This is a genomic window from Rhodococcus sp. H36-A4 (assembly GCF_027158005.1).
Lineage (GTDB): Bacteria > Actinomycetota > Actinomycetes > Mycobacteriales > Mycobacteriaceae > Rhodococcoides.
Window position 1 is genome coordinate 373,878 of sequence record NZ_JAPVLQ010000005.1, and the last position, 25,903, is coordinate 399,780.

Consider the following 25,903-nt stretch of genomic DNA (forward strand, 5'->3'; position numbering starts at 1 on the left):
TTCTCGCCCAGCCCAGCGGCCGCACAGCATTCGGTGTGCGAAGGGATGCCACTATTGATTCATGAGCACCCTTTGCGGCAAACCGGTCGCCACCGACCGTGCACTCGTCATGGCGATTGTGAACCGCACCCCGGATTCGTTCTACGACAAAGGTGCGAATTTCACCGACGATGCGGCTATGGCGTCGGTACACCGTGCTGTCGCAGAGGGCGCGGACATGGTCGATATCGGCGGCGTCAAAGCCGGACCCGGTGATGTGGTCGATGCGGCCGAGGAAATTCGCCGCGTGATTCCGTTCGTCGAAGCCATTCGAGGCGAGTACCCCGATCTGCTGATCAGTGTCGATACCTGGCGTAGCGCGGTAGCAAGGCTCGCGTGCGGAGTCGGTGCAGATCTGATCAACGACACCTGGGCAGGGGCCGATCCCGATCTCGTTGCGGTCGCGGCGGAAGAGGGCGTCGGGATCGTGTGTTCACACACCGGAGGGGCGACGCCACGCACGCGTCCGCACCGCGTCCGATATACCGATGTCGTCGCCGATGTCGTCGCCGAAGTGACGAAAGCAGCAGAAGCGGCGCTTGCCGCCGGAGTTCGCCGCGACTCGATTCTGATCGATCCGACCCACGATTTCGGAAAAAACACCTATCACGGGCTCGAGTTGTTGCGGCGAGTGGACGTTCTTGTAAACACCGGATGGCCAGTGCTGATGGCGCTCAGCAACAAGGATTTCATAGGCGAGACTCTAGGTGTAGAACTCGCCGACCGGTTGGAGGGAACATTGGCAGCGACAGCATTGGCCGCAGCAGGCGGAGCTCGCATGTTCCGAGTGCACGAGGTCGCATCGACCAGAAGAGTCGTGGACATGGTTGCCGCAATTCTGGGGACGAGGATTCCCGAACGAACCATCAGGGGGCTCGCATGACGTTGGCCGACCGAACGGCTGTGAGGGAGTCGTGGGCAGCCACGCACAGTTGGGATGAACCGTCGTGGTCTCTGGCGGAGCTGGAAGCAGCGAAGAAGGGCCGGACCGTGTCGGTGGTTCTACCAGCCCTCGACGAAGAACAGACCGTGGCCGCGGTCATCGACACGATCCACCCATTGCTGGGAGGCTTGGTCGACGAACTGATCGTCTTGGACTCCGGATCCACCGACGCCACCGCAGAACGTGCAAGGGCAGCCGGTGCACGGGTGATCAGTCGAGAGGAAGCAATTCCAGGACTCGAACCCGTGCCAGGCAAAGGTGAAGTGTTGTGGCGCGCAGTCGCAGCGTCGACCGGCGATCTCATCGCCTTCGTGGACTCCGACCTCATCAACCCCGACCCGGCCTTCGTTCCGAAGCTGCTGGGGCCGTTGTTGACGGTCGAGGGAATCCACCTGGTGAAGGGGTATTACCGGCGTCCGTTACGGGTGAGCGGCGGCGAGGACGCCAACGGTGGAGGACGGGTCACCGAGCTCGTCGCCCGCCCCCTGCTGGCAGCTATGCGTCCAGAATTGACCAGCGTGATCCAACCGCTCGGGGGTGAGTACGCGGGAACCCGCGAGTTGTTGTCTGCCGTCCCGTTCGCGCCCGGCTACGGCGTCGAGATCGGACTGCTGCTCGATACCTACGATCGGCTCGGCCTAGACGCCATCGGCCAGGTCAACCTCGGTGTGCGCAAGCATCGGAACCGTCCGCTCGTCGAACTCGGTGCCATGAGTCGTCAGATTGTCGGCACCATGCTCGGTCGATGCGGAATCCCGGACTCGGGAGCCGGGCTGACACAGTTCCGCGTCGACGGTGACTCGTTCGTCCCGTTCTCGACGGAGGTCTCGTTGGAGGATCGACCGGCTATCAACACCTTGCACGTGTGACGGGCAGGGCTGCGTGAGACTATCGATCCATGCTGACGCTACTTCTCTACGTCGTCATCATCGCCGTGATCGCAGCCCTGCTCTTCTTCGTGGCAAGCGTGGTGTTCGGACGCGGTGAAGAATTCGAACCGCTGCCCGAAGGCACCACCGCTACGGTGCTGCCCGCGGAAGGTGTGACCGGTGACGATGTACGAACGCTGAAATTCCAGCAAACGGTGCGTGGCTACAAGCAGAGCGAAGTCGACTGGGCTCTCGACCGGCTGGGTGCCGAGATCGACCTGTTGAGGTCTGCTCTGGCAGCGAAGTCCGAGGAATGACGGCGGTACCCGGACCCGACGGGCTACTGCGCTGTCCATGGGGTGCCACGGCAGACGACCTCTATCGGGAGTATCACGACACCGAATGGGGCCGGGAAGTGCACGGCCGGGATGCCCTGTACGAGCGACTGTGCCTCGAATCGTTTCAATCCGGACTGTCCTGGATCACCATCCTGCGTAAACGCGAGAGCTTTCGGCGCGCGTTCGCGGGTTTCGACCCGGAGAGAGTCGCTCGGTTCGGCGAGGACGACGTTTCCCGACTGATGGCCGATGCCTCCATCGTCCGCAACAAGGCCAAGATCGCCGCAACGATAGCCAACGCGCGGGTCGTCCTCGACCTGGTTGGAACCGATCTCGATACTTTGCTGTGGTCGTTCGTGACCCCGCCGCGACCGAGCCGGCTCGTCGACGCCTCGGAGGTGCCGGCGGTCACCGCGGAGTCGACGGCGATGGCCGCCGACCTCAAGCGCCGTGGCCTGCGGTTCTTCGGACCGACAACGGCCTACGCACTGATGCAGGCCACCGGAATGGTGGACGATCACCTGTCTGGCTGTCTGGTGCCGGCCCTCAATACCGACTCCAGTTCCCGATATCGGGCTCGATAGGGAAGAATAGTGATCAAGAACCTTTCTCGCCCTGCGGCGAGAAATCTTTTTTGGCCGAGGCGCAGTGCAGTGTGGCGCAGATCTGGAGGGAGCAGAGGATGGCGGCTATGAAGCCCCGGACCGGAGACGGTCCCCTCGAAGCAACCAAAGAGGGACGAGGAATCGTGATGAGGGTGCCGCTGGAAGGCGGTGGGCGCCTGGTCGTCGAACTCACCCCAGACGAGGCAGCAGCACTCGGTGAGGAATTGAGGGGCGTCACCGGATAGCTGTTGTTCTTTTCTGCCCATAGCCCCGTGCGCGAAGTCGGCGAACGGGGCTTTGTGGTGATGCCAGTCCATACGGAGAGAACATAAATGCTGAGCGAAGTCATGGATCTACTGGTGTGTCCGCACTGCACCTCGGATCTCGAAGCCATCGGCGATGGTCGTGTCGTGCGGTGCGGGCGTGGGCATACCTTCGACGTCGCACGTCAGGGCTACGTCAGTTTGCTGGCGGGAAACGCGGGCAAGATCGTCGGTGATTCCGCCGAGATGATCGACGCGCGGTCGGAGTTTCTCGATAGTGGACACTTCGATCGGATCATCGCGGCCGTAGCTGCGGCTATGTCGGCACACGATCCTGCCACCGTGCTCGAGGTGGGCGCGGGTACCGGACACTATCTGGCGGCAGTACTCGAGACGTTCGAGCGCATGAGGGGCGTCGGAATCGACGTCTCCAAGCCGGCCGCCAGAAAAGTGGCTCGTGCGCATCCACGACTGGGATCCGTCGTGGCCGACGTATGGCAACCACTGCCGGTGCGTACTGGATCGATCGACGCGGTCAGTTGCGTGTTTTCGCCGCGGAACGCCGCTGAGCTACGACGCATTCTCGCTCCGAACGGAGTTCTGGTCGTCGTCACGCCGACCGAACATCATCAGCAGGAACTGATCGAAACCCTCGGCCTCCTCCGTGTCGACGAGGACAAGGCCCGGCGCCTCGGAGAATCGCTCGCCGGCCGCTTCGAGCAGCTGAACGCTACCCGCATCGAGTTCACGATGGCGCTCGGTCACGTGAGCATCGCAAGCCTTGTGGGGATGGGCCCGTCGGCGCGGCACTCCACAGATGCCTCGCGCCGCACTGCAATTGCAGCATTACCTGACACAGTCGAGGTAACGGCCTCGGTGACAGTCGGAACTTACCGCGCCCTGGCCAGCGCTGCGTTGTAGACGTCGATCGTCTGCTGCGCGATGGCAGCCCACGAGAATTCGGCGACGGCCCGCGCTCTACCAGCTTTGCCCATCGCCGTCGCAGTCTTCGGGTCGAGCGCGACAGCGTTGACGGTGTCGGCCAAGGAGCGTTCGAATACCTGTGGCTCATAGGAGTTGTAGTGAACGAGGCGTCCGGTGACACCGTCGTCGATCACCTCGGGAATGCCCCCGACGTCGGATGCGACGACGGCAGTTTCGGTGGCCATGGCTTCGAGATTGACGATCCCGAGAGGCTCGTACACCGACGGGCACACGAATACGTCTGCCGCCGAAAGTATTTCGCGGACCTTTTCGGTGGGTAGCATCTCGCGAACCCAGAACACATTCGATCGGGTCTCGGCGAGTTCGGCGACTGCTCGCTCGGTGTCTGCGGCAATCTCCGGGGTGTCCGGCGCGCCCGCGCACAGGACCAGTTGAATGGACGGGTCGAAATGATGCGCTGCCGCAATGAGGTGGCCGACACCCTTCTGGCGGGTGATGCGTCCGACGAACGCCGCCATCGGCCTGTTCGGGTCGACGCCGATTTCTGCCAGCGCGGAATTCGCGGAGTCCGCCGCTGGACCTGGATGCCAATTCTTGGTGTCGATGCCGTTGCGTACCACGTGGACTCGGCTGGGATCCAGGCGTGGATAGGCGTCGAGAACATCCTTGGCCATGCCCTCGCTGACCGCGATGACTGCATCTGCGTATTCGACAGCGTTGCGTTCGGACCAGGAGGAGATGCGATAACCGCCGCCCAGTTGCTCGGCCTTCCACGGCCTGCGGGGCTCGAGTGAATGGGCGGTGAGAATGTGCGGCACGCCGTACAGTTCGGCCGCGAGATGCCCGGCAAGCCCGGTGTACCAGGTGTGCGAGTGCACGACATCGGCGCCGGCCGCAGCGTTGGCCATCCGTAGTTCGGCGGACAGCGTCGTCAGGGCCGCGTTGGCCCCTGCCAATGCAGGATCGGGATCGTGAACCTGCGCGGTATCGCGCGGCGCCCCCATACAGTGAATGTCGACCTCGCACAGGGATCTCAACTGTGCCGATAGCTCGGTCACATGTACACCTGCGCCGCCGTAGACCTCTGGCGGAAATTCCTTTGTCATCATCGCCACGCGCACATCTGTCAACCTACATTCCTTATGTGAACCGCGTGTACTGCTGGCAAGGTTCATCCGGTGCGGATAGGTTGGGCATGTGAGGACACAACCGCACGTACTAGGCATTGTGCTGGCAGGCGGTGAGGGTAAGCGTCTATACCCGATGACCGCCGACCGAGCCAAACCCGCCGTCCCTTTCGGTGGCGCATATCGACTGATCGACTTCGTGCTCAGTAATCTCGTCAATGCCGGTTACCTCCGGTTATGCGTGCTGACTCAGTACAAGTCCCATTCGCTGGACCGTCATATCTCGCAGACCTGGCGACTGTCGGGCTTCGCGGGGGAATACATCACGCCGGTACCGGCGCAGCAACGTCTGGGCCCACGCTGGTACACCGGCAGCGCCGACGCGATCTTCCAGTCGCTCAACCTCGTCTACGACGAGGACCCCGAGTACATCGTCGTTTTCGGCGCCGATCACGTGTACCGCATGGACCCGGAACAGATGGTCCAGCAACACATCGATTCGGGTGCAGGCGTCACAGTGGCGGGCATCAGGGTTCCGCGCAGCGAAGCGTATGCATTCGGCTGCATCGACTCCGACGAGAACGGCAACATCACCCAGTTTCTCGAGAAGCCGGCGCACCCACCGGGGACGCCCGACGACCCGAACGTCACCTACGCCTCGATGGGCAACTACGTGTTCACCACCAAGGTGCTCATCGACGCCATCAAAGCCGACGCCGAGAACTCCGACTCCGACCACGACATGGGCGGCGACATCATCCCGGCTCTCGTCGAAGCGGGCGTCGCGTCTGTATACGACTTCAACGACAACGTCGTTCCCGGTGCTACCGAACGCGATCGGGGCTACTGGCGTGACGTCGGGACCATCGACGCGTTCTACGACGCGCACATGGATCTGGTGTCCGTGCATCCGATCTTCAATCTCTACAACCGTCGCTGGCCGATTCGCGGTGCCGCCGAAAACCTTCCGCCCGCAAAATTCGTACAGGGCGGTCTCGCACAGGAATCCGTTGTAGGCGCAGGCTGCATCCTGTCGGCGGCAACGGTACGCAACTCGGTTCTGAGTTCGAACGTCATGATCGACAGTGGTGCGACCGTGGAGGGCAGCGTCCTGATGCCCGGGGTGAAAATCGGCAAGGGTGCGGTCGTTCGTCGGGCGATCCTGGACAAGAACGTCGTCGTCGGTGACGGCGAAATAGTCGGCGTCGACATCGAGCGTGACAAAGAGCGGTTCAACGTCTCCGCCGGTGGCGTCGTCACCGTCGGCAAAGGCATCTGGATCTAGCAGCCCTTACAGCTGGCAGCCCCTTACAGCTAGCCGCCCTTGTTCAGCTCCGTGAGGCGCAGATCAGCCCGTCGCCGAGGGGGAGAAGGACTGTCGTGAGGCGGTCGTCCTCGGCGATGGCGCGGGCGGCGGCACGGACGGCGACGGTAGTGGCGTCACGCTGGGTGGAGTCTGGAACCCGTCCGCCCAGCAGGGCGTTGTGCAGCATCAGAACTCCGCCGGGTCGAAGTAGTCGCACGCTCTCCTGTACGAAATGCAGATGGTCCACTGGACTGGTGTCGATGAACACCAAGTCGTAGGTGTCGTCGGCGAGGCGGGGGAGGACATCGAGCGCCCAACCGTTGATGAGGCGCGTTCGAGACGGCGCGATACCCCCGGCACGGAATGCTTCCTTGGCGGCGCGCTGATGCTCGGGTTCGGTGTCGATGGTGGTGAGCACGCCGTCCTCGCGCATGCCGTCGAGCAGCCACAGGCCGGACACTCCGGCGCCCGTTCCGACCTCGACTACGGTCTTGGCGCCGAGCATCTGGGCGAAGATGCTCAGCACCGCCCCGACGGACGGCGGCACGGGTGCGGCGCCGAGATCGTCCGCGCGTTCGCGTGCATTGACGAGGATCTCGTCTTCCTGCACGGACTCCTCGGCGTAGGTGAGCAACTTCTCGGCATTTGTCAGCACATGCCGAGGCTATCTTGGCAGGAGCGAAGCCTGCGGAGCGACTCGGTCGATCTGCAGCGAAGCCTGCGGAGCGACTCGGTCGATCTGCAGCGAAGCCTGCGGAGCGACTCGGTCGATCTGCCTGCCACTTTCTCAGCGGCACCTCAGCTTTTTCACACGGTGGACACACGCGGATGCGACAAGCTACTGGAGATCGCTTGATCGAGAAGACACACGCGGGAACATCTCGGCGGAGCCGCAGGTTGTACACGGCACGGGAGCTACACCAACGTGGTCCTGAGCAGGAGGATCCAACTATCTACAAGATCAACGGAGATCGAGACACAGCTCGATTGCCCGAGTCCGCCGATTCTGCTGCGGTAGCGGATCTGAGCGGCACCGCCGCATTCGACGCTACCGGCGAAACGAACACGATGCCGTCCTGGGACGAGCTCGTTCGCGAGCATGGCGACCGCGTCTACCGCTTGGCCTATCGGCTGTCCGGCAACGCGCAGGATGCCGAAGATCTCACACAGGACACTTTCATTCGTGTGTTCCGTTCGCTGTCGAACTACCAGCCCGGCACGTTCGAAGGCTGGCTGCACCGCATCACCACGAATCTGTTTCTCGACATGGTCCGTCGACGCAATCGAATTCGAATGGAAGCATTGCCCGAGGACTACGACCGGGTCCCTTCCGAGCTCCCGAACCCGGAACAGATCTACCACGACGCACGCCTCGACCCCGATCTGCAGTCCGCGCTGGACTCGTTGGCGCCGGAGTTTCGCGCCGCAATCGTGCTGTGCGACATCGAAGGGCTGTCGTACGAAGAGATCGGTGCAACACTCGGGGTGAAGCTCGGAACCGTCCGAAGTCGAATCCACCGTGGACGCGCGGCGCTTCGCGAGTATCTTCGAGTACACGGGAAGGTCGACTCGGATCACGCAAGTGTCCAGTAGCTACCAGGAGGGTTGGATGACGCAGGCCCGCAAGCCACGGCAGTTCAGCTCGACAGAGCATCTGGCCAGTGAAGCAGTTGCCGCTTTCGTCGACGGCGAACTACGAATGACTGCCTACTTACGAGCCGCTCACCACATCGCCGAGTGCCACGAGTGCGCGGCCGAGGTGGATGCTCAACAGCAGGCGCGCAGTGCGTTGCAAGGCTCGGGCGAGTTGTCCATGCCCCACTCGCTTCGCGGTCTGCTCAGCCAGATTCCGATGTGCGAGCCAACCGAGGCCAAGGACGCGATCAGCCGCAGCAAACGCGCGATCGTCACCTCCGTTGTGGGTATCCGCAGGCGTCGTCGGTAGCCTGTGCGCGTGAGCACCCATACAGATCCCGAGGCACCCAGATTGCCTCCAAGGCCGCTCTACCGGCCCGAGGTGGATCCGGCGTCGGCTGCGGCGTTCGGACGCCCCAAGGGCCACGAGGGGTCGTTCACACCTGAGAGTCGACGGGCAGAGCTTTCTCCCCGAATTGCGGTGCGCACACCCGACCCGGTTCTCGCAGAGGCGTTCGGTCGTCCGGCGGACGCGGACGAGTCCTTGCAACGCGACCCGGACCGAACATCTACCGACGCGGTATCCGAGCCCGTACCCGAGGATCCGTGGCGTGACCCGCACTCCTCGGTGCGCCTGGGTAACGCTGCCGAACCGACACCTGAACCCGCGGTTGCGCCCGACGGCCCCAAGCTCGGTGTACGGGAGGTGCTCTTCGGAGAACGCGTCGCACCCAAGACTCTCGTGGTGCTCGGGGCAATCGCCCTGGCAATCGGTCTCGTCGGCGGGCTGGTGGGCCGTGAGACTGCCGAGGTGACAGGCGCATTGACGAGTCAGAAGGTCAACCTGACTCAATCGAGTGGCGAAGACCTCCCACAGGGGCAGGTCGCCAAGGTGGCCGACGCAGTCTTGCCTGCCGTCGTCTCGATTCAGGTGACCCTCGGCGAGAACGCAGGTACCGGATCCGGTGTCGTCATCGCCGGAGCCGGATACATCGTGACCAACAACCACGTCATCTCGATGGCGGCCACCAACCCGGATCGTGCGACGCTGCAAGTGACCTTCTCCGACGGCACCAAGGTGCCGGCGAAGATCGTGGGCCGCGACACCAAAACGGATCTGGCCGTGCTGAAAACTGACGTCGGAAATCTGACGGTGGCACAGTTGGGAAATTCTGCAGACGTTCAGGTCGGCGAAGACGTCGTAGCTGTCGGCTCGCCTCTCGGCTTGAACAAGACAGTCACCCGGGGCATTGTGAGCGCGCTCGATCGTCCGGTTCGCCTGTCCGGTGAAGGCACCGACACCGACGCCGTCATCGACGCCGTGCAGACCGATGCCGCGATCAACCCTGGCAACTCCGGGGGACCCCTGATCGACGCCGAAGGGCGTGTCATCGGGATCAATTCGGCCATCCGAAGCGAAAGTGGTGGTTCGGTGGGTCTTGGATTCGCCATCCCCATCGATGACGTCACCGAGGTCGCCCAGTCACTCATCGCCAACGGGGAGATGCAACACCCGGACATCGGCATCAACGCGCGCTCGGTCATCAACGACGCCACGTCTGGTGCCGAAGTCGCCAACGTGCGTGCCGGTGGGCCCGCGCAAGAAGCAGGCATCGTCGAGGGTGACGTGATCACCAAGGTCGGAGATCGCAATGTGACGAGCGCCGACGAACTGGTAGTCGCCGTGCAATCGAGTCGGATCGGTGAGTCGACGCCCGTGCAGCTGATCCGGTCGGGTCGGCTGGTCGATGTCACCGTCACCCCAATTTCGGACTGAGGAAGTAGGCTGACGACGTGTTCGGCAACATTGGCTGGGGAGAGCTCGTCGTGCTCCTGGTAGCAGCGCTCGTCATCCTTGGTCCTGACAGGCTCCCCGGTGCCATCAGTTGGGTCACCAAGTCGATCCGTCAGGTCAAGGATTATGCGAACGGAGCGAGTCAGCAGCTCAAAGACGAACTGGGCACGGACTTCGAAGATCTCCGCAAGCCGCTCGCCGACCTCAATCAGCTTCGCGGCATGACCCCGCGCGCCGTCATCACCAAGCACTTGCTCGACGGCGACGACTCGATCTTCACGGGCAACTTCGATTCCAAGAAGCCGAGCGCCGCCTCATCGATTAACGGCTCGACGACGAATGGCTCTCTGCCCACGCCGGACGGCAAGCCGTCACTGGAGAAGAAGCTTCCGGCCGGTAAGACTCCGCCGATCGATTCGGACGCCACCTAGGTTCGACGCCACCTAAGCTCTCGCCCGAACGTCCGGTCAAAGCACCTTGTTCAAGAAGTCCTGCGTCCGCGGGTTCTGGGGGTTCCCGAAGAGTTGGTCGGGCGTACCTTCTTCGACGATGACTCCTTCTGCCATGAAGATGATGCGGTCGGACACTTCGCGGGCAAACCCCATCTCATGGGTCACGACGACCATCGTCATGCCACCCTTCGCCAGATCGCGCAGCACCTGCAGGACCTCGCCGACCATTTCGGGATCGAGAGCCGAGGTCGCTTCGTCGAACAGCATGATCGACGGGCTCATCGCCAGGGCTCGGGCGATCGCGACGCGCTGCTTCTGCCCACCGGACAGGCTGGCAGGCTTGTAATGCGCTCGATCGGAGAGGCCGACCTGCTCGAGCAATTCGAGCGCGGACTTCTTGGCCTCGACCTTGGTTTCTTTCTTGGTCTGCACGGGGGCGAGCATGACGTTCTCGAGGGCGGTCATGTGCGGGAAGAGATTGAAATGCTGGAACACCATACCGATGTTTTGCCGGACCTCGTCGAGGTTCACCTTTTTGTCCGTGAGGTCGACGCCATCGACGACGACGTGGCCTCCGGTGATGTCCTCGAGCTTGTTGAGGCATCGAAGCAGCGTGCTCTTGCCGGATCCGGACGGCCCGATGATGCACACCACTTCACCGTTTGCGATATCGGCGTCGATGCCTTTGAGCACTTCGTTGTCACCGAATGCTTTGTGTAGGTCCTTGATGGCGATCTTGACGCCGGGCTTGCCTTCGACCGGCACAGCTTTGCTCAGGTCCGCGGTCATTTGTTGATCCTCTTCTCGATCCGGTTCGACAGCTTGGTGAGAGCCATGATGATGATGAAGTACATGACGCCGATGATCAGCCACATGTTGAAGGACTGGAAGTTGCGCGCAATGATGATGCGGCCGGTCTGGGTCAGTTCGGCGAGGCCGATGACCGACAGGATCGAGGTGTCCTTGAGCGTGATCACGAACTGATTGATGTACGACGGGATCATCGTTCGAACTGCCTGCGGCATCACCACTTTGCGCATCGACTTCAGGTAGCTGATACCGAGGCTGCGCGACGCTTCCATCTGGCCCTTGTCGACAGCGAGGATGCCGCCGCGCACGATTTCGGCCATGTAGGCGCCGGCGTTGAGTGAGAGTGTGATGACGCCTGCGGTGAATGCCGACATCTGGAAGTCCAGTGCAGCAGGGATACCGAAGTAGATGAAGAATGCCTGTACGAGAAGCGGTGTGCCGCGGAAGACATCGACATAGGTCGTGCCGATACCGCGCAGGACGATGTTCGTCGATACGCGGAAGAGTCCGAAGATCGCGCCGAGTACCAGGGCGATCGCGATCGATATTGCAGTCAGCAGGATCGTCAGCCAGAGGCCTTCGAGCAAGAGTTTCCAGGTGCTCTTGATCAGGCCGAGAATCGAGTTGTCATCGGTGCTGGCAGCGGAATTGAGATATGTGTCGAGGATCTGGTCGTATTCGCCGCTGGCGCGCAGGTTCGCCAGACCGGCGTTGAATTCTTCCAGCAGTTGCGCGTTCTGACCCTTCGCGACGGCGAAACCATAGCTGGCGCCAGGCTCTTTTTCGGTGACCGTCTTGAAGCCGTTGCCCTGCTTGATGCCGTATGCCAGCACCGGATAGTCCTCGAATACCGCGGCGGAGTTGCCGGTTCGGACCTCGTCGAACATCGACGAGGAATCGGCGAAGTATCGAGTGCTGAATTCGTACTGCTCCTTGATGGATTCGGCGAAGGTGGCGCCTTCGGTTCCGTTCTTGACCGCGACGGTCTTACCGCGGAGGTCCTCGTACGACGTCACCGACTCGTTGGAGTCGAGGACACCCATCTGTACGCCGGAATCGAAGTACGGCTCGGAGAAGTCGAAGGTAGCCTTGCGGGCGTCCGTGATCGACATTCCGGCGATCATGCCGTTGAACTGGCCGCCGGTGACGCCCTGCAGTGCGGCGTCGAAACCGACTGGGCTGACGTTGTACTCGAATCCCTGGTCCTTCGCGATCGCCGCGAGCAGATCCATGTCGATCCCGACGAGTTTGCCGCTTTCGTCCTGGAATTCGAACGGAGCGAACGTGATATCGGTTGCGATGGAGTAGTTCTGACCCGGCGGCGGAGCCGGCTGAGCGGCGGCGACGGCGGGTGCGAGGACTGATCCCAGGAGGACGGAGAACAGCACGAACGCCAGCGCCACTGCGCCACGGCCGTTCGATTGCGGCGTTTTCATGCTTGTCACTCTCTACCGGATTGTGTCCGAGTGGCAAGTGTTTCGCGGTTACCGGCGGGTTGTATCGATGCTCAGCGACATGCCGACCAGTCCCCGCTCACGCACGGCGAGCTTCGCCGCTACGACCTCGAGTGCCTTCGCGGCCGGAGTCTCGGGGTGACCGAGCACGATGGGAATCCCGTTGTCACCGCCTTCTCGTACCGCGGTGTCGAGCGGAATCTGGCCCAGCAGAGGAACAGTGGCGCCGACAGCTTTGGTCAAGCGTTCGGACACGTCCTGTCCGCCGCCCGATCCGAAGATGTCCATGCGAGTGCCGTCGGGCAGCTCGAGCCAGGACATGTTCTCCACGACTCCGGCAATACGTTGGCGGGTCTGCAGTGCGATGGCTCCTGCGCGCTCGGCTACCTCCGCTGCTGCCTGCTGCGGTGTGGTGACGACGAGGATCTCCGCGCTGGGAACCAATTGCGCCACCGAGATCGCGATGTCGCCGGTGCCGGGTGGAAGGTCTAGAAGAAGGACGTCGAGATCTCCCCAGAACACGTCCGCGAGGAACTGCTGCAAGGCTCGGTGCAACATGGGACCGCGCCATACGACGGGGGTGTTGCCCTGGGTGAACTGGGCGATGGAAATGAACTTCACGCCGTAAGCCTGCGGCGGCATGATCATCTTCTCGACCTGGGTCGGCTTGGCATCGTTGCCGAACATCCGAGGAACCGAGTGACCATAGATGTCGGCGTCGAGCACACCCACCGAGAGGCCGCGGGCTGCCAACGATGCGGCGAGGTTGACCGTGACGGAAGACTTTCCGACCCCACCCTTGCCCGACGCGACGGCGTACACACGAGTAAGCGACCCAGGCTGGGCGAAGGGGATGAGGGGTTCTGCGGAATCGCCTCGGAGGGATCTGCGGAGTTCGGTGCGCTGCTCGTCGTTCATCACATCGAGTTCGACGTTGATGATGCCGACTCCTGGGACGTCGGCGACGGCTTTCTTGACGCTCTCGCTGATCTCGCCCTTCATCGGGCATCCGGCGGTGGTGAGGTAGATGCCCACGTCGACTGCACCGCCGTCGCCGATCGTGACGCTCTTGACCATGCCGAGATCGGTGATCGGTTTGTGAATTTCCGGATCGATGACCTTCGAAAGTGCTGTTCGAACGTCGGATTCCGTAAGGACTGCCATGACCCCATGCTATCGGGGCCCCGCCGCTAGTGGATGCGGGGGAGCTCGTCCGAGGTCGGGACGATTCCCGTTGCGTAACCGGTGGACCAGGCGAGCACATTGGCGACGTATGCCATCGAATTGTTGTACCGCAGAATTGCCTTGGTCGTCTGGCCGAGATCACGCAGGTCCAGTCCGCCGTCACAGAGGTACTTACCGGTGGCGAGAGCTGCGTCGTAGAGGTTCTGGGGGTCGGAGATGCCGTCGCCGTTACCGTCGGCGTGGTAGTGATTCCAGGTCTCCGGTAGGAACTGCATAGGTCCGACGGCGCGATCGAAATGTGGGTCGCCGTCGAGAGCGCCCCCGTCGGTGTCGGCGATGACGTTGTTTCCGGCGAGCGAGCCGTCCAATCGGGGGCCGAGGATCGGTTCGAACAATTCGCCCGCGTCATCTGCTTTGCCGTTGTTCGCATGCGTCGACTCGACGCGGCCGATACCGGCTATGACGGTCCAGCTGATACCGCAGCCCGGGAGCTCGGCGGTCAGGATCTGCTCGGCGTTCTTGTATGCCGACACGTTGACCGTGGGGATGGCGATCGGGCTGGCCATCAGAGACGTGGGTAGCTCGGGCGTCGGCGCAACCGCGGGTTGGGGGGCGGTGGCTATCGCCAGCGCGACCGGTGCCTCGGCGGCGGCGGGCTGAGCGTCGGTCTCCGATGCGAGGGGACGTGGAGTCTCGATTACGGGCTCCGACTGCTCGGTCGTCGACTCCGATGCCATGAACGGGAGGTACTCCGCTGCTCCTGCGCTGGAAGCCGCAGTGATGAGACCTGCGGGGACAAGGCCGGTCAGAGCGATCACCGAATTCCGCCGCATAGTGGAGTTCGATGCTCTTCTGTGACGTCCCACGCCTGGTACCTCCTCGTCGCCCCGTTGTTTCGAGGCTTTCCGTTTGAATTCCGGAGTCGAGGGTACCCGATTCGAGATGATTTCGTTACCGCGCCGTTATAGAGCGTGTCGTGCGAGGTCAAGCCGCCGCCGAAACGTTATTCGATGTGATCCGCGCCTGTTCCCCAAGCCTCAGTGTCACCTTTCGGCGCCGGACGTGAAGCTTTCTTTCTGGACTTCTTCACCGGCGCCGGTGAAACGCCGTTCAACTGTTCGAGAAGTTCCCTGATCTCGTCGAGTTCGCGGCGCAGATAGTCGCGGGTGGCAACCTCGCCGACGGCGATGCGCAGTGACGCGAGTTCGCGGGCGAGGAACTCGGTGTCCGCTTTGGTCTGCTGCGCTCGTGCTCGATCTTCCTCCAGCGACACCCGGTCGCGGTCGTCCTGGCGGTTCTGCGCAAGCAGGATCAGCGGCGCCGCATACGCAGCCTGAGTGGAGAACGCGAGGTTGAGCAGGATGAACGGGTATGGATCCCAGCGCAGATTGACCGCAACGACGTTGAGGAAGATCCAGACGATGACGATGGCCGTCTGAATGATGAGGTAGCGACCGGTGCCGAGGAATCGTGCAGCCTTTTCACCGGATCTGCCCACGTCGACGTCGAGGTGGAAATTGAACAGCTTGGTCCCTCGCGGGGTGTCCATCCGTTGGCGGGCTGTTTCCTTCATCGGCCGGCCACCTCTTGCTCTCGCCAATCCTCCGGTAACAGGTGATCGAGAAGGTCGTCCACTGTTACCGCGCCTACCAAATGGTCCTCATCGTCGACTACCGGGCCGCAGACCAGGTTGTATGTCGCGAAATACCGCGTGACGGTCGTCAAACTGTCGTCGGTGGAGAGACGCGGGAGTGCACTGTCGAGCACACCACCGATCAAGCTTGCGGGCGGTTCACGCAGCAATTGCTGTAAGTGAACGCATCCGAGATACGCCCCCGTAGGCGTCGCGGTCGGCGGTCGAACGACGAAAACCAACGAAGCCAATGCCGGAGTCAGATCCGGATTGCGCGCCCGTGCGAGTGCTTCGGCGACGGTCGTCGACGCCGTCAGGATGACCGGCTGGGGCGTCATCATTCCACCGGCCGTATCGGGAGAGTGTGCGAGCAAACGGCGAACCGGTGCCGAGTCCTCCGGGTCCATCAGGCGAAGTAGTGATTCCGCCTCGGTCTTCGGCAGCTCGCCCAGGAGATCGGCGGCGTCGTCGGGGTCCATCGCTTCGAGCACGTCCACCCCACGGTCGACGCCCAAGTAATGCATCAACTCCACCTGATCGTCATCGGGTAGCTCCTGCACGATGTCGGCCAAGCGCTCGTCGTTCAGCGCCATCGCCACTTCCATGCGTCTCTTGACGGGGAGTTCGCGCATCGCGTGGGCCACGTCGGCGGCACGTAGGTCCTCGAACTGCATCAGAAGTTGCGCGACGCCCTGGCCGGGCAACGACAGCTCGTTCTGCGTCAACCCCTGCACGTGCTGCCAATCGACCACATGGATCGCGCCGCGTCGAGCAAGCCGTTGACGCTGGCGACGCACTGCGACACGAGCGACGAGCCAATCACGGGTCCGAGTCAGTTCGATCCCGAGATCCACCACGATCGAGTCGACATCGTGCATCTCTTCGAGTTCTGGGTCGTCGACGCGGACCTTGGAATCGAGAATCTGCGCGAAGACCAGGATCTCGTTCGCGCGCTGAGTGAATCGACGCAGACTCACATTGCCGGTGTTGAGTTGCACGGAGTTCGGCTCGATACTCGTGACCCGAAGCATCGGCACGAAAATTCTTCGGCGCGTGGAAAGTTCGACGACGACGCCCAGCACGCGCGGTTGGGCGCGTCCGACGCGCATGGTGATGACCAGGTCGCGCACACGGCCGATCGACTCACCATCGGGACCGAGAACCACCAGGCCCGCCAGCCTGGCCGCAAATACCTTGCTCAGAGCTGCCATGATGTCAAGGTTAGAGCGTCAACGGATATTTCAGAGAATCAGACAGGTGCGGCGTGAACGTGACTTCGGTGGAGCGAGACCGTCCGCGTCGATCGGTTCTTGCCGTTCCTGGTAGTTCCGCGAAGATGATCGAGAAAGCCAAGACGCTTCCCGCGGACGCGATCTTTCTCGACCTCGAGGATGCGGTCGCCGCGATCGCGAAGGTCGAAGCACGTGGACGGATAGTGGAGGCGCTCAATTCCGACGGCTGGGGCGAACAGATCAAGGTCGTCCGTGTCAACGACTGGACTACCCCGTGGACGCACGGTGATGTGATCGAGGTCGTCTCCGGTGCAGGTGCCAACTTGGATGCGATCCTTCTCCCCAAGGTCGAGACCGCCTCGCACGTCCAGGCGCTCGATTTGTTGCTGACGCAGGTCGAGAAGCTCGCGGGTCTGCCGGTGGGCGCGATCGACATCGAGCCACAGATCGAGAGTGCGAGAAGCCTGCGCAACATCGACGCGATCGCTACCGCGAGTCCTCGTGTTCGAACCCTGGTCTTCGGGCCTGCAGATCTGATGGCTAGCGTCAACATGCGCACACTCGTCGTCGGCGAACAACCGGAGGGCTACGACACCGGAGACGCCTACCACCACATTCTGATGACCATCCTGTTGGCTGCGCGCACGCACGGCCTACAGGCGATCGACGGGCCATACCTCCAGATTCGTGACCTCGACGCGTTCCGGCGGGCCGCGGGTCGCACTGCGGGCCTCGGTTTCGACGGAAAATGGGTACTGCACCCGACGCAGATCGACGCCGCCAACGAGATATTCAGCCCCCGTCCGTCGGACTTCGACAAGGCCGAGATGATTCTCGACGCCTACGAGTTCCACACCTCGGCCGCAGGCGGAGGCCGTGGTGCTGTCATGTTGGGGGACGAGATGATCGACGAGGCCAGCCGAAAGATGGCGCTTGTCGTGTCGGCGAAGGGCAGAGCTGCGGGCATGACACGGACGACCTCGTTCACGCCGCCGGCAACGTAATTACGCCCGGCAACGCACAGGGCATGGTGAAACACCACAACGGGTATCTGTTGCGCCCGTTCCCAGGCACAATGGATACATGACGAATCCACTCTCGCAGTCCGGCCGCAGTGGCCAAGGACTTCCGACGCCTCCGTCAGGGTGGCCGATCGGCTCCTACCCAACCTATGCCGAGGCCCAGAAGGCTGTCGACTACCTCTCCGATCAGGAGTTCTCCGTTCAAGACGTCACAATCGTCGGCGTCGACCTCATGCAGGTCGAGCGAGTCCTCGGCAGACTCACATGGGCCAAAGTGATTGGCGGAGGAATCGTTTCGGGCGCATGGCTGGGCGTATTCCTCGGTCTCGTACTCGGAATCTTCACCAACGGCAACCTTTTCGGTGCTTTGGCGATTGGCATCGTCGGTGGCATCATCTTCGGTCTCATCTCCACCGCCATTCCGTACGCAGCAACGCGCGGTCAACGTGACTTCGCGTCGAGCATGCAGCTCGTCGCTGGTCGCTACGACGTCTTGTGCGAGCCCAAGAGTGCCGAAAAGGCCCGGGACATGCTCGCAAAGCTGTCGATCTGACCCGATAGTTATCTGTCGGACATTACGGAATAGTCCCAATTTCGCCTCGAGGACTGTGAGTTCGGTTACGTTTCTTTACGCGCAGGGTAGACCAGAGCAACTGCTGCGCGAGTAATCGAAAATACGGAGGCGGAAAGTGCCGAGACAACGTGGTCCGAGGCCGAGAAACGCAACCAAGATGGGGGTGTTGGCCGCAGCTGCTCTGGTCGTCACTCCGCTGTTGGCGGCATGTGGATCGTCGGACAGCAGCACCCCGGTGCTGAGTTTTTATACAGCCGCGGACGGCGCCGAGCAGTACGCGGCCGCCGCGCAGGCCTGTTCGGCGGCGTCGGGCGGCCGCTACACCGTGGAGCAGAGAACACTGCCCAAGAGCGCCAACGATCAGCGGCTTCAGCTGGCTCGACGGTTGGCGGGCAACGACAGTTCACTCGACCTGATGACGCTCGACGTCGTCTGGACGGCGGAGTTCGCCGAAGCAGGTTGGGCGCTGCCGGTTCCCGAGGAGTTGTCCGCCAAGCTGCGTGACGGGTCGACCCTCGAAGGTCCCCTGGCAACGGCAGAATGGCAAGACCAGCTGTACGCGGTTCCGCTCAACTCCAATACGCAGCTGCTCTGGTACCGGCCGGACCAGGTTCCAGGCGGCGTACCCCCGCAAACGTGGGATCAGCTGATCGACGTCGCCGAAACGAATGCTGCAGAGGGCAAGCCGTCGTACATCGGGGTTCAGGCCAAGCAGTACGAGGGTCTGATGGTGTGGTTCAACAGCCTCCTCGTCAGCGCGGGCGGTCAGGTAGTCGGTGAGGACGGTACGACTGTCACCCTCAACGACACTCCTGAGCATCGTGCGGCCACCGAAAAAGCGCTCGAAATCATGAAACGTGTGGCAACCGCAGACGGTGCGGATCCGTCCATTTCCCAGACCGACGAAGCGACGGCCCGACTCGGACTCGAAGCAGGTAGCTCCGCTTTCGAGGTCAACTACCCATTCGTCCTGCCCGGTCTGAAAGAGAACGCGGTCGCTGGTGCGGTTCCATTTCTCGATCTGTCGAATGTTCCTGCCGATCAACAAGATGCAGCAATCGCCGAGGTCTTCCGAAGCGCTCCGTATCCAGCTGTCGTGGAAAACACCCCCGCCAAGGTCACGATCGGCGGATTCAACATTGGCGTCGCGAACACGACCCAGCACGAGGACCTTGCCTGGGAAGCCGTCGCGTGCTTGACGAACGAGGAGAACCAGCGCAACAACGCAGTCAACGGCGGCGTGCCGCCGGTCTTGCGGAATCTGTACCAGGATCCTGAGTTCCAGGCGGTCTACCCAGCGTGGGAAGGCGTCCTCAACTCGATCGAGAACTCTGCGGTCCGGCCCGTTTCCCCGGCATATCAGTCCATTTCGATCCTGCTCACCGACGCGCTCAATCCACCGCAGGACATCGACCCCGTCGCCGACGTGGACAAGCTCGCCGATCTCGTTTCCAAGGCCGTCAACTCGGAAGGGCTGATCCCATGAGCGCACCGACAACCGAGCCCGAATCCGGGCCCGTCGCGCCGGCCAGGCAGGATGCGCTGAAGCACAGATCCGACGGCAAGAAGGCCGAGCGTCGACTCGGGCTCATGCTGGTCGCGCCCGCCGCGATCATCATGGTGGCCGTCACCGGGTATCCGATCGTCTACGCATTCTGGCTCAGCCTGCAGAAGTACAACTTGGCTTTCCCCGACGACCGGGAGTTCGTAGGCTTCTCGAACTACGTCACAGTGCTCTCGGACAGTTACTGGTGGCAGGCGTTCGGTGTCACGGCGGGAATCACGATCGTGTCGGTGATCATCGAGTTCGTCCTCGGGTTGGCTGTGGCACTCGTCATGCACCGCACCATCTTCGGCCGCGGACTCGTGCGTACCGTGGTCCTGATTCCTTACGGCATCGTGACAGTCGCCGCGGCGTACAGCTGGTACTACGCGTGGACGCCGGGCACCGGGTACCTCGCCAACCTCCTTCCCGACGGCAGCGCACCGCTCACCGAACAGTTCCCGTCGTTGGCGATCATCGTGCTCGCCGAGGTCTGGAAGACCACGCCGTTCATGGCTCTCCTGCTTCTGGCAGGGCTCGCACTCGTACCGGACGATCTGCTCAAGGCCGCCGAGGTCGATGGCGCCGGAGCCTGGACGAGATTGCTGCGCATCACAATTCCGCTCATGAAGCCGGCAATCCTCGTCGCAGTTCTCTTCCGCACACTGGACGCGTTCCGCATCTTCGACAACATCTACGTGCTGACCAAGGGCAGCAACGGCACGGGTTCGGTGTCGATTCTCGGGTACGACAACCTGTTCGGCGCATTCAACCTCGGACTCGGCTCGGCGATCAGCGTTCTCATCTTTTTCTGCGTCGCCATCATCGCGTTCGTGTTCATCAAGCTGTTCGGGGCTTCGGCACCGGGCTCGGACGACGGAGGCCGTAAATAATGACGACAGTGACGCCTCGCAAGAAGGTCGGCTGGACGGTCATCAATGTCCTCGTCCTGCTGTACGCGCTCGTTCCGTTGGCCTGGATCATCAGCTTGTCGTTCAAGTCGACGGCCACGATCACCGATGGCGCGTTCATTCCGAAGTCCTTCACGTTCGACAACTACAAGGGAATCTTCTCGACCAGCCAGTTCACCTCGGCTCTGATCAACTCGATCGGAATCGGCCTCATCACCACGGTCATCGCCGTCGTGATCGGCACGATGGCGGCATACGCCGTTGCCCGGTTGGACTTTCCCGGCAAGAAGTTGCTCGTCGGTGTCGCATTGCTCATCGCGATGTTCCCGCAGATCTCGCTCGTCACTCCGCTGTTCGACATCGAGCGTGCTCTCGGCCTGTTCGACACCTGGCTTGGTCTGATCATTCCGTACACCACGTTCGCGTTGCCGCTGGCGATCTACACTCTCTCCGCGTTCTTCCGGGAGATTCCTTGGGAGCTGGAGAAAGCGGCGAAGATGGATGGTGCCACTCCAGCACAAGCTTTCCGTAAGGTCATCGCCCCGCTGGCTGCTCCCGGCATCGTGACGGCCGCCATCTTGGTGTTCATCTTCGCTTGGAACGACCTGCTGTTGGCCATCTCGTTGACCGCGACCGAGCGGTCCATCACCGCGCCCGCCGCGATCGCGCAGTTCACCGGAAGCTCGCAGTTCGAGGAGCCCACCGGATCGATCGCAGCAGCAGCAGTGGTCATCACCATTCCGATCATCGTTTTCGTGCTCTTTTTCCAACGACGCATCGTGGCGGGCTTGACGTCCGGCGCAGTGAAGGGATAACCGTCATGTCCGAAATTGTTCTCGAAAACATCACCAAGCTCTTCCCGGACGGTGCCGCTGCCGTCAGCGACGTGTCCATGACCATCGCGGACGGCGAGTTCATCATTCTCGTCGGGCCGTCGGGGTGTGGAAAGTCCACGACGCTCAACATGATCGCGGGCCTCGAGGACATCTCGTCCGGTGAGCTGCGCATCGCGGGGGAGCGCGTCAACGAGAAGGCTCCGAAGGATCGCGATATCGCGATGGTGTTCCAGTCCTACGCGTTGTACCCGCATATGACGGTTCGACAGAACATCGCGTTCCCGTTGACTCTCGCCAAGCTCAGCAAGAACGAGATCAACGAGAAGGTGGAGGAGGCTGCGAAGATCCTCGATCTGACCCAGCACCTCGATCGTCGGCCGGCGAATCTCTCCGGTGGCCAGCGCCAGCGAGTTGCCATGGGGCGCGCCATCGTTCGCACTCCCAAGGCATTTCTCATGGATGAGCCGTTGTCGAACCTCGACGCCAAGCTGCGGGTGCAGACGCGTGCGGAGATCTCCAGGCTGCAGAAGCGTCTGGGCACCACCACGGTGTACGTGACGCACGATCAGACCGAGGCCATGACGCTCGGCGATCGGGTCGTGGTGTTGCGTGGTGGACGCGTGCAGCAGATCGGCTCACCGCAGGAGCTCTACGACAAGCCCAAGAACCTGTTCGTGGGCGGCTTCATCGGATCTCCTTCGATGAACTTCGTGCCGGGACAGCTCACCGCGAACGGCGTGTCCACCGACCTCGGCGACATCGAGCTTCCACTGGACCGAATGAACTCGATCAAGTCGAAGAATCCGGGGCGTGAAGTCGTTGTCGGCATTCGCCCCGAACATTTCGAGGATGCTGCACTCATCGACGGGTACCAGAAGATCAGCGGCGCGGTGTTCACTGCGAAAGTCGACGTACTCGAGTCGATGGGCAGTGACAAGTACGTGTACTTCACGCTCGCGGGTGCTCAGGTCGAGTCCGCCGAACTACAGGAATTGGCTGCCGATGCGGGCATCGGCAATCTCGGAGGTGCGCAAGTCGTCGCACGGTTGGCAGCCGAATCCAAGGCAGCCGAGGGTGGCCAGATCGAGTTGTGGTTCGATCCTGCCAAGGTGTCCGTGTTCGACCATTCGTCTGGCGCAAACCTGACCCTGTAAGTGGCTTCGGCGCGCAGGTATGCGGAAATCGACGGCTGACTACGGGTTTCCGCGCACCTGCGCGACTTCGCTGTCGCGCGCAACCTCGGTCACGGTTACGGAGACAGAGGGTTGCACTCGTATTGCGGTCGCAGCCAAGGCCACGATGGTGCACGCGATCGCTCCGGCGACGAATGCAAACGTGTACACCGTTTCGCGTGGAATCGAGGTTCCTGCAATGGTGTAGGTGGCCAGCATGGTGGTGAGAAGTGCACTCGCAATGGATGTTCCGACGGTTCGAACGATCGAGTTGACGCTGTTCGCCACTCCGGTGTCCGAGGCGGAGACCTCGGCCATCAGCAGGTTCGGTATAGCAGCGAATGCGAGGCTGACAAAGACGCTGACGATCGATGTCGCGAGAATGACCTGCCAGGTGACGGTGTGGAAGAAGACGAAGAACACGAACCCGAAGACTCCGATTCCACCGCTCGTGATCAGTACCGGTCGTGCACCGAAGCGTCGGATGAATGCCCCGCTGCAGGTTGCGGCAATGACGCCGACGACAGCACCGGGCAGCAGGTATACGACGCTGGCCCCGAGCACGGTTGCGCTGAAGCCGTAACCGGCTAGTTCACGAGGTGTCTGCACGAAGTACGAGCTGGCAAGGAAGTTGACGAACATTCCGATACCGACGAAGAGCGTTGCGATATTCGTCGCCAGCAGCGGTCCGTGCGTGAGCAGACGCGGTGCCACGAGGGGAGCCGGCGTCTTGTTCTCGAATATCCACCACAGTGCGAGCGTGATGGCTCCGATGATCGAGCAGGCAAGAGTGGTGACCGAGCCCCAGCCCCATTCCCTGCCCTGCGTCAACGCGAGGAAAAGCAGGACCAGCGCTATGGAGAGAAGGACTGCGCCCCACCAGTCCACCGAGCCGCGGCCACTGCGCGCTCGCGCTGGAACGGCGAACCACGCGATCACGAGAGCCCCGAGGACGAACACTGAGGTCAGCCAGAAGACACGGTGATAGTCGGCGCCGTCCGCAGTCAGCAAACCCGTCAGAACGAGCCCGAACCCGCCGCCGACGCCGAGAGTGCCGGAAAGAATGGCCATCGAGCCGACCAGTTTTCTGTGCGGCATTTCGTCGCGAAGGATTGCCAGCGCGATTGGAAACAGCGCGTACGACACACCCTGAAGAACACGCCCGAAGATCAGAAGTGCAAGGGAGTGAGTACTCGCGGCGATGAGGGAACCAGCGAGCACGAGCAGCAGAACTCCGATGAGCACGGGGCGTTTGCCGTGCAGGTCTGCCAACCTGCCGATCACCGGGGTCGCGACGACGGCGGCCAGGAGATTGGCAGTGATCACCCACCCGGCAGCGGTAGGGCTGACGTGAAGTTGCATCCCTATCGTTCCGACGATCGGGATGACCATCGTCTGCAGGACGGCAACCGTCATCACCACGAAGCACAGACCCGGCAGAAGTAGAACTCCTGGTCGTAGATCTTCCGTGCGAACCGCGGATGGCATGCGGAAGTACCCCGTTACATTTCGATGGAGCAAAGAGAAAAAACTTGATGTGTGCACCTAAGTGCTTATCAGAGTTTCTGCGGAGGGGGAAGCCACGCATGCCTCTCGCGACTACGACGCGGTGCTCACGAACGTTGTGTGACTCGCGCCCGCTCACGGAGTTCGGAGACGATCTCGTCGTTCCAGATATGTTCGCGCACCAGACGATATCGTTCGCGGATCATCCACAGGTACGCCTCGGCATCCGTTTTTCCCTCCAGGATGTCGGCGGCGCGCACCATCCGGACGACGGGTAGAAACTCCTCGCCGAACCAGCGTCGGGCAACGGTTGGGCGATCGACGAATTCACAGAGCTCCTGGATCAGTCGGAAACCCCAGGCCTCGACGCATTCGCTCAATTCCGCGTACTCGAACGGATCGGTGACCTGCACCGCCTCGCGGGCTTTGCCGACCAAGGGCACGCGGGTGAGGAAGATGCGTCGGTGATCCTTGATGAGCAGATCACCGCGTCTGGTGATGCCCTCAGGGGAGATGCGCGTGATGATCTCGGTAACGAAAGCGTCGATCGTGGTTCGGTGCATGGCGAATGCGATGGACACCCGATGGTGGCCGTCGATTACGAAATGCATCGAGCCGATGCGATACACCTGAATCGGCGGCATGGACTCGCCGCGTCGCTGGGCTGCGGCGAGGCGCTGCCACCGCTCCCGAATCCGTGCCGATGTCGGTCGGAAGAACCGATCGAAGTCGCGTGTGCGGTCGACGCTTCCGACGATGGAGTCGACCCGGATGACCTGCAAGCCGAGTTGACGCTCACCCACCTTGCCGAGAGCGGCGACGACCTCGTCGAACGGCAGGATGGTGTTGACGTCGTCGGGCTGGCGACGCAGCCACCCGACCAATCGTGCAATGTCGGCGCGACGGCGCTGCCGCGTGAAGTCGTTCTCCGCATCGGCGGTGGGGAAGCCGGTGTCACGTGCCATGTCTTCGCCTCACAATCGTGGGTACGTTCTCAGCTGCTCGGCCACCCGGTTCGATCTCGAGCAAGGTGTATCCGACCGTGTTGAGGACGGTGGTCCCGTGTAGCTCGAGGTCTTCCGGTGTCTGACCGTGAGGATGGATGTGACCGTGCAGAAGCAACTGGGGTTGCAGCGAACGGACGACATCGTCCAGACATTCGAATCCGACGTGCGCGGGATCGGTGTCGTCGCCGACTCCGAACGGCGGGCTGTGCGTCAAGAGCACGTCCACACCGCGGTCGTCGCCGCGCATCGTTCGTTTCCACGACTCGGTACGGGTGAGGGACCTGGCTCGACGACGCTGTTGACGTTGCGTCCACTGGTTCGGGCCATCGTTGTAGCGAATCGATCCACCCAGGCCCGCGATGCGCAACCCTGCCGCCGACACGATCGTGCGGTCGGCGTTCACCGCACCTACGGGCCCTGGCCAGGTGCTGGGCAAACCCGCGCGTATCCATCCGACCCGCCCTGCCGAGTAGCCCGTCAAGTCTGCGTCGTGATTTCCGGGGACGAAAACGCACGGCGCGTTCAAAGCATCCGTCAGATATTCCAAATATTCGAAGGGCAGGTCGCCCGCCCCGAGAACGAGGTCGACATCGAGCGAGCGACCCTGTGTGCTCCACAGGGTCTCGATAGTTTCGTCGGAGACTGCTAGGACGGAGACCACGTGCCCGACGCTACCGACAACCACCTTTCGTGATGCACCG

Annotated in this window: 28 protein-coding genes; 17 read left to right on the plus strand and 11 right to left on the minus strand. The window is 62.2% G+C overall.

The genetic code is table 11. The features are described 5' to 3' along the window. The first annotated feature begins 61 nt into the window (after positions 1-61). From folP to O1W68_RS16195, 6 genes are all read left to right on the plus strand, one after another. A complete protein-coding gene (gene folP, locus O1W68_RS16170) occupies positions 62-922 on the plus strand; it encodes a dihydropteroate synthase (RefSeq protein ID WP_269305162.1) in 861 nt (286 codons plus the stop codon). After that, positions 919-1,851 carry a glucosyl-3-phosphoglycerate synthase gene (locus tag O1W68_RS16175; protein WP_269305163.1) on the plus strand — a complete coding sequence of 311 codons (933 nt, stop codon included), beginning with the start codon at positions 919-921 and terminating at the stop codon, positions 1,849-1,851. The genes folP and O1W68_RS16175 overlap by 4 nt, the downstream gene beginning before the upstream one ends. A gap of 29 nt (positions 1,852-1,880) precedes the next feature. Then, positions 1,881-2,168: a DivIVA domain-containing protein gene (locus tag O1W68_RS16180; protein ID WP_269305165.1), complete on the plus strand. Its 288-nt coding sequence runs from the start codon at positions 1,881-1,883 to the stop codon at positions 2,166-2,168. Then, entirely contained in the window at positions 2,165-2,773 is a 609-nt protein-coding gene (locus O1W68_RS16185; protein ID WP_269305167.1) for a DNA-3-methyladenine glycosylase I, read from the plus strand. Before O1W68_RS16180 ends, O1W68_RS16185 begins: the two co-directional genes overlap by 4 nt. Positions 2,774-2,871: 98 nt before the next feature. Then, positions 2,872-3,039 (plus strand): DUF3117 domain-containing protein, encoded by a 168-nt coding sequence (locus tag O1W68_RS16190; RefSeq protein WP_084346353.1) that lies wholly within the window; start codon positions 2,872-2,874, stop codon positions 3,037-3,039. An 87-nt stretch (positions 3,040-3,126) separates the two neighbouring features. Continuing rightward, positions 3,127-3,978: a methyltransferase domain-containing protein gene (locus O1W68_RS16195; protein ID WP_269305168.1), complete on the plus strand. Its 852-nt coding sequence runs from the start codon at positions 3,127-3,129 to the stop codon at positions 3,976-3,978. Here O1W68_RS16195 and glgA read toward each other — a convergent pair. After that, a complete protein-coding gene (glgA, locus tag O1W68_RS16200) occupies positions 3,948-5,123 on the minus strand; it encodes a glycogen synthase (protein WP_269305392.1) in 1,176 nt (391 codons plus the stop codon). The two genes, O1W68_RS16195 and glgA, sit on opposite strands and share 31 nt — an antisense overlap. Before the next feature lie 76 nt (positions 5,124-5,199). Between glgA and glgC the strand changes: the two genes are divergently transcribed. Then, complete coding sequence (gene glgC, locus O1W68_RS16205) at positions 5,200-6,414, plus strand: glucose-1-phosphate adenylyltransferase (RefSeq protein WP_269305170.1); 1,215 nt, start codon at positions 5,200-5,202, stop codon at positions 6,412-6,414. A gap of 43 nt (positions 6,415-6,457) precedes the next feature. On the opposite strand, the gene O1W68_RS16210 is transcribed toward glgC, so the two are convergent. Further along, positions 6,458-7,090 carry an O-methyltransferase gene (locus O1W68_RS16210; protein ID WP_269305172.1) on the minus strand — a complete coding sequence of 211 codons (633 nt, stop codon included), beginning with the start codon at positions 7,088-7,090 and terminating at the stop codon, positions 6,458-6,460. A 197-nt stretch (positions 7,091-7,287) separates the two neighbouring features. Here O1W68_RS16210 and sigE point away from each other — a divergent pair, with 197 nt between their 5' ends. From sigE to tatB, 4 genes are read left to right on the plus strand one after another with little or no spacing between them, the layout of a single operon-like run. Beyond that, the gene (gene sigE, locus O1W68_RS16215) at positions 7,288-8,028 is read left to right on the plus strand and encodes an RNA polymerase sigma factor SigE (RefSeq protein WP_442972382.1); all 741 of its coding nucleotides are present in this window, start codon (positions 7,288-7,290) and stop codon (positions 8,026-8,028) included. A gap of 16 nt (positions 8,029-8,044) precedes the next feature. Further along, positions 8,045-8,380 carry a hypothetical protein gene (locus tag O1W68_RS16220; protein ID WP_269305175.1) on the plus strand — a complete coding sequence of 112 codons (336 nt, stop codon included), beginning with the start codon at positions 8,045-8,047 and terminating at the stop codon, positions 8,378-8,380. A 9-nt stretch (positions 8,381-8,389) separates the two neighbouring features. Next, positions 8,390-9,847: a S1C family serine protease gene (locus O1W68_RS16225; protein WP_269305177.1), complete on the plus strand. Its 1,458-nt coding sequence runs from the start codon at positions 8,390-8,392 to the stop codon at positions 9,845-9,847. A gap of 17 nt (positions 9,848-9,864) precedes the next feature. Then, positions 9,865-10,296 carry a Sec-independent protein translocase protein TatB gene (gene tatB / locus O1W68_RS16230; RefSeq protein WP_269305202.1) on the plus strand — a complete coding sequence of 144 codons (432 nt, stop codon included), beginning with the start codon at positions 9,865-9,867 and terminating at the stop codon, positions 10,294-10,296. A gap of 36 nt (positions 10,297-10,332) precedes the next feature. On the opposite strand, the gene O1W68_RS16235 is transcribed toward tatB, so the two are convergent. From O1W68_RS16235 to O1W68_RS16260, 6 genes are all read right to left on the minus strand, one after another. After that, positions 10,333-11,106 carry an amino acid ABC transporter ATP-binding protein gene (locus O1W68_RS16235; protein ID WP_269305204.1) on the minus strand — a complete coding sequence of 258 codons (774 nt, stop codon included), beginning with the start codon at positions 11,104-11,106 and terminating at the stop codon, positions 10,333-10,335. Beyond that, positions 11,103-12,563: an amino acid ABC transporter substrate-binding protein/permease gene (locus O1W68_RS16240; RefSeq protein ID WP_269305205.1), complete on the minus strand. Its 1,461-nt coding sequence runs from the start codon at positions 12,561-12,563 to the stop codon at positions 11,103-11,105. The genes O1W68_RS16235 and O1W68_RS16240 overlap by 4 nt, the downstream gene beginning before the upstream one ends. A 48-nt stretch (positions 12,564-12,611) precedes the next feature. Then, positions 12,612-13,745: an Mrp/NBP35 family ATP-binding protein gene (locus O1W68_RS16245; protein WP_269305207.1), complete on the minus strand. Its 1,134-nt coding sequence runs from the start codon at positions 13,743-13,745 to the stop codon at positions 12,612-12,614. A 26-nt stretch (positions 13,746-13,771) separates the two neighbouring features. Further along, positions 13,772-14,632, minus strand: a complete 861-nt coding sequence (locus O1W68_RS16250; protein ID WP_269305209.1) for a lytic transglycosylase domain-containing protein — start codon at positions 14,630-14,632, stop codon at positions 13,772-13,774. Positions 14,633-14,769: 137 nt separating this feature from the next. Next, a complete protein-coding gene (locus O1W68_RS16255; RefSeq protein WP_269305211.1) occupies positions 14,770-15,339 on the minus strand; it encodes a DUF1003 domain-containing protein in 570 nt (189 codons plus the stop codon). Next, positions 15,336-16,610, minus strand: a complete 1,275-nt coding sequence (locus O1W68_RS16260; protein ID WP_269305213.1) for a magnesium transporter MgtE N-terminal domain-containing protein — start codon at positions 16,608-16,610, stop codon at positions 15,336-15,338. Before O1W68_RS16260 ends, O1W68_RS16255 begins: the two co-directional genes overlap by 4 nt. Before the next feature lie 59 nt (positions 16,611-16,669). Here O1W68_RS16260 and O1W68_RS16265 point away from each other — a divergent pair, with 59 nt between their 5' ends. The 6 genes from O1W68_RS16265 (at position 16,670) to O1W68_RS16290 (ending at position 22,671) form a co-directional block, all read left to right on the plus strand. After that, a complete protein-coding gene (locus O1W68_RS16265) occupies positions 16,670-17,635 on the plus strand; it encodes an HpcH/HpaI aldolase/citrate lyase family protein (RefSeq protein ID WP_269305395.1) in 966 nt (321 codons plus the stop codon). A 79-nt stretch (positions 17,636-17,714) separates the two neighbouring features. Continuing rightward, complete coding sequence (locus tag O1W68_RS16270) at positions 17,715-18,206, plus strand: general stress protein (protein ID WP_269305214.1); 492 nt, start codon at positions 17,715-17,717, stop codon at positions 18,204-18,206. A gap of 178 nt (positions 18,207-18,384) precedes the next feature. Then, on the plus strand, positions 18,385-19,713 hold the full coding sequence (locus O1W68_RS16275; RefSeq protein ID WP_269305216.1) for an ABC transporter substrate-binding protein: 1,329 nt from the start codon (positions 18,385-18,387) through the stop codon (positions 19,711-19,713). Next, positions 19,710-20,663 carry a carbohydrate ABC transporter permease gene (locus O1W68_RS16280; protein ID WP_269305217.1) on the plus strand — a complete coding sequence of 318 codons (954 nt, stop codon included), beginning with the start codon at positions 19,710-19,712 and terminating at the stop codon, positions 20,661-20,663. The genes O1W68_RS16275 and O1W68_RS16280 overlap by 4 nt, the downstream gene beginning before the upstream one ends. Continuing rightward, positions 20,663-21,496, plus strand: coding sequence for a carbohydrate ABC transporter permease (locus tag O1W68_RS16285; protein ID WP_269305219.1), 834 nt, complete (start codon positions 20,663-20,665; stop codon positions 21,494-21,496). The genes O1W68_RS16280 and O1W68_RS16285 overlap by 1 nt, the downstream gene beginning before the upstream one ends. A 5-nt stretch (positions 21,497-21,501) precedes the next feature. Then, positions 21,502-22,671 carry an ABC transporter ATP-binding protein gene (locus tag O1W68_RS16290; RefSeq protein WP_269305221.1) on the plus strand — a complete coding sequence of 390 codons (1,170 nt, stop codon included), beginning with the start codon at positions 21,502-21,504 and terminating at the stop codon, positions 22,669-22,671. Positions 22,672-22,710: 39 nt separating this feature from the next. Here O1W68_RS16290 and O1W68_RS16295 read toward each other — a convergent pair whose 3' ends face one another. From O1W68_RS16295 to O1W68_RS16305, 3 genes are all read right to left on the minus strand, one after another. Further along, complete coding sequence (locus O1W68_RS16295) at positions 22,711-24,177, minus strand: MFS transporter (protein ID WP_269305222.1); 1,467 nt, start codon at positions 24,175-24,177, stop codon at positions 22,711-22,713. A gap of 125 nt (positions 24,178-24,302) precedes the next feature. Continuing rightward, on the minus strand, positions 24,303-25,160 hold the full coding sequence (locus O1W68_RS16300; protein WP_269305224.1) for a chromosome partitioning protein ParB: 858 nt from the start codon (positions 25,158-25,160) through the stop codon (positions 24,303-24,305). Next, on the minus strand, positions 25,150-25,863 hold the full coding sequence (locus tag O1W68_RS16305) for a metallophosphoesterase family protein (protein ID WP_269305225.1): 714 nt from the start codon (positions 25,861-25,863) through the stop codon (positions 25,150-25,152). Before O1W68_RS16305 ends, O1W68_RS16300 begins: the two co-directional genes overlap by 11 nt. Positions 25,864-25,903 lie beyond the last annotated feature (40 nt).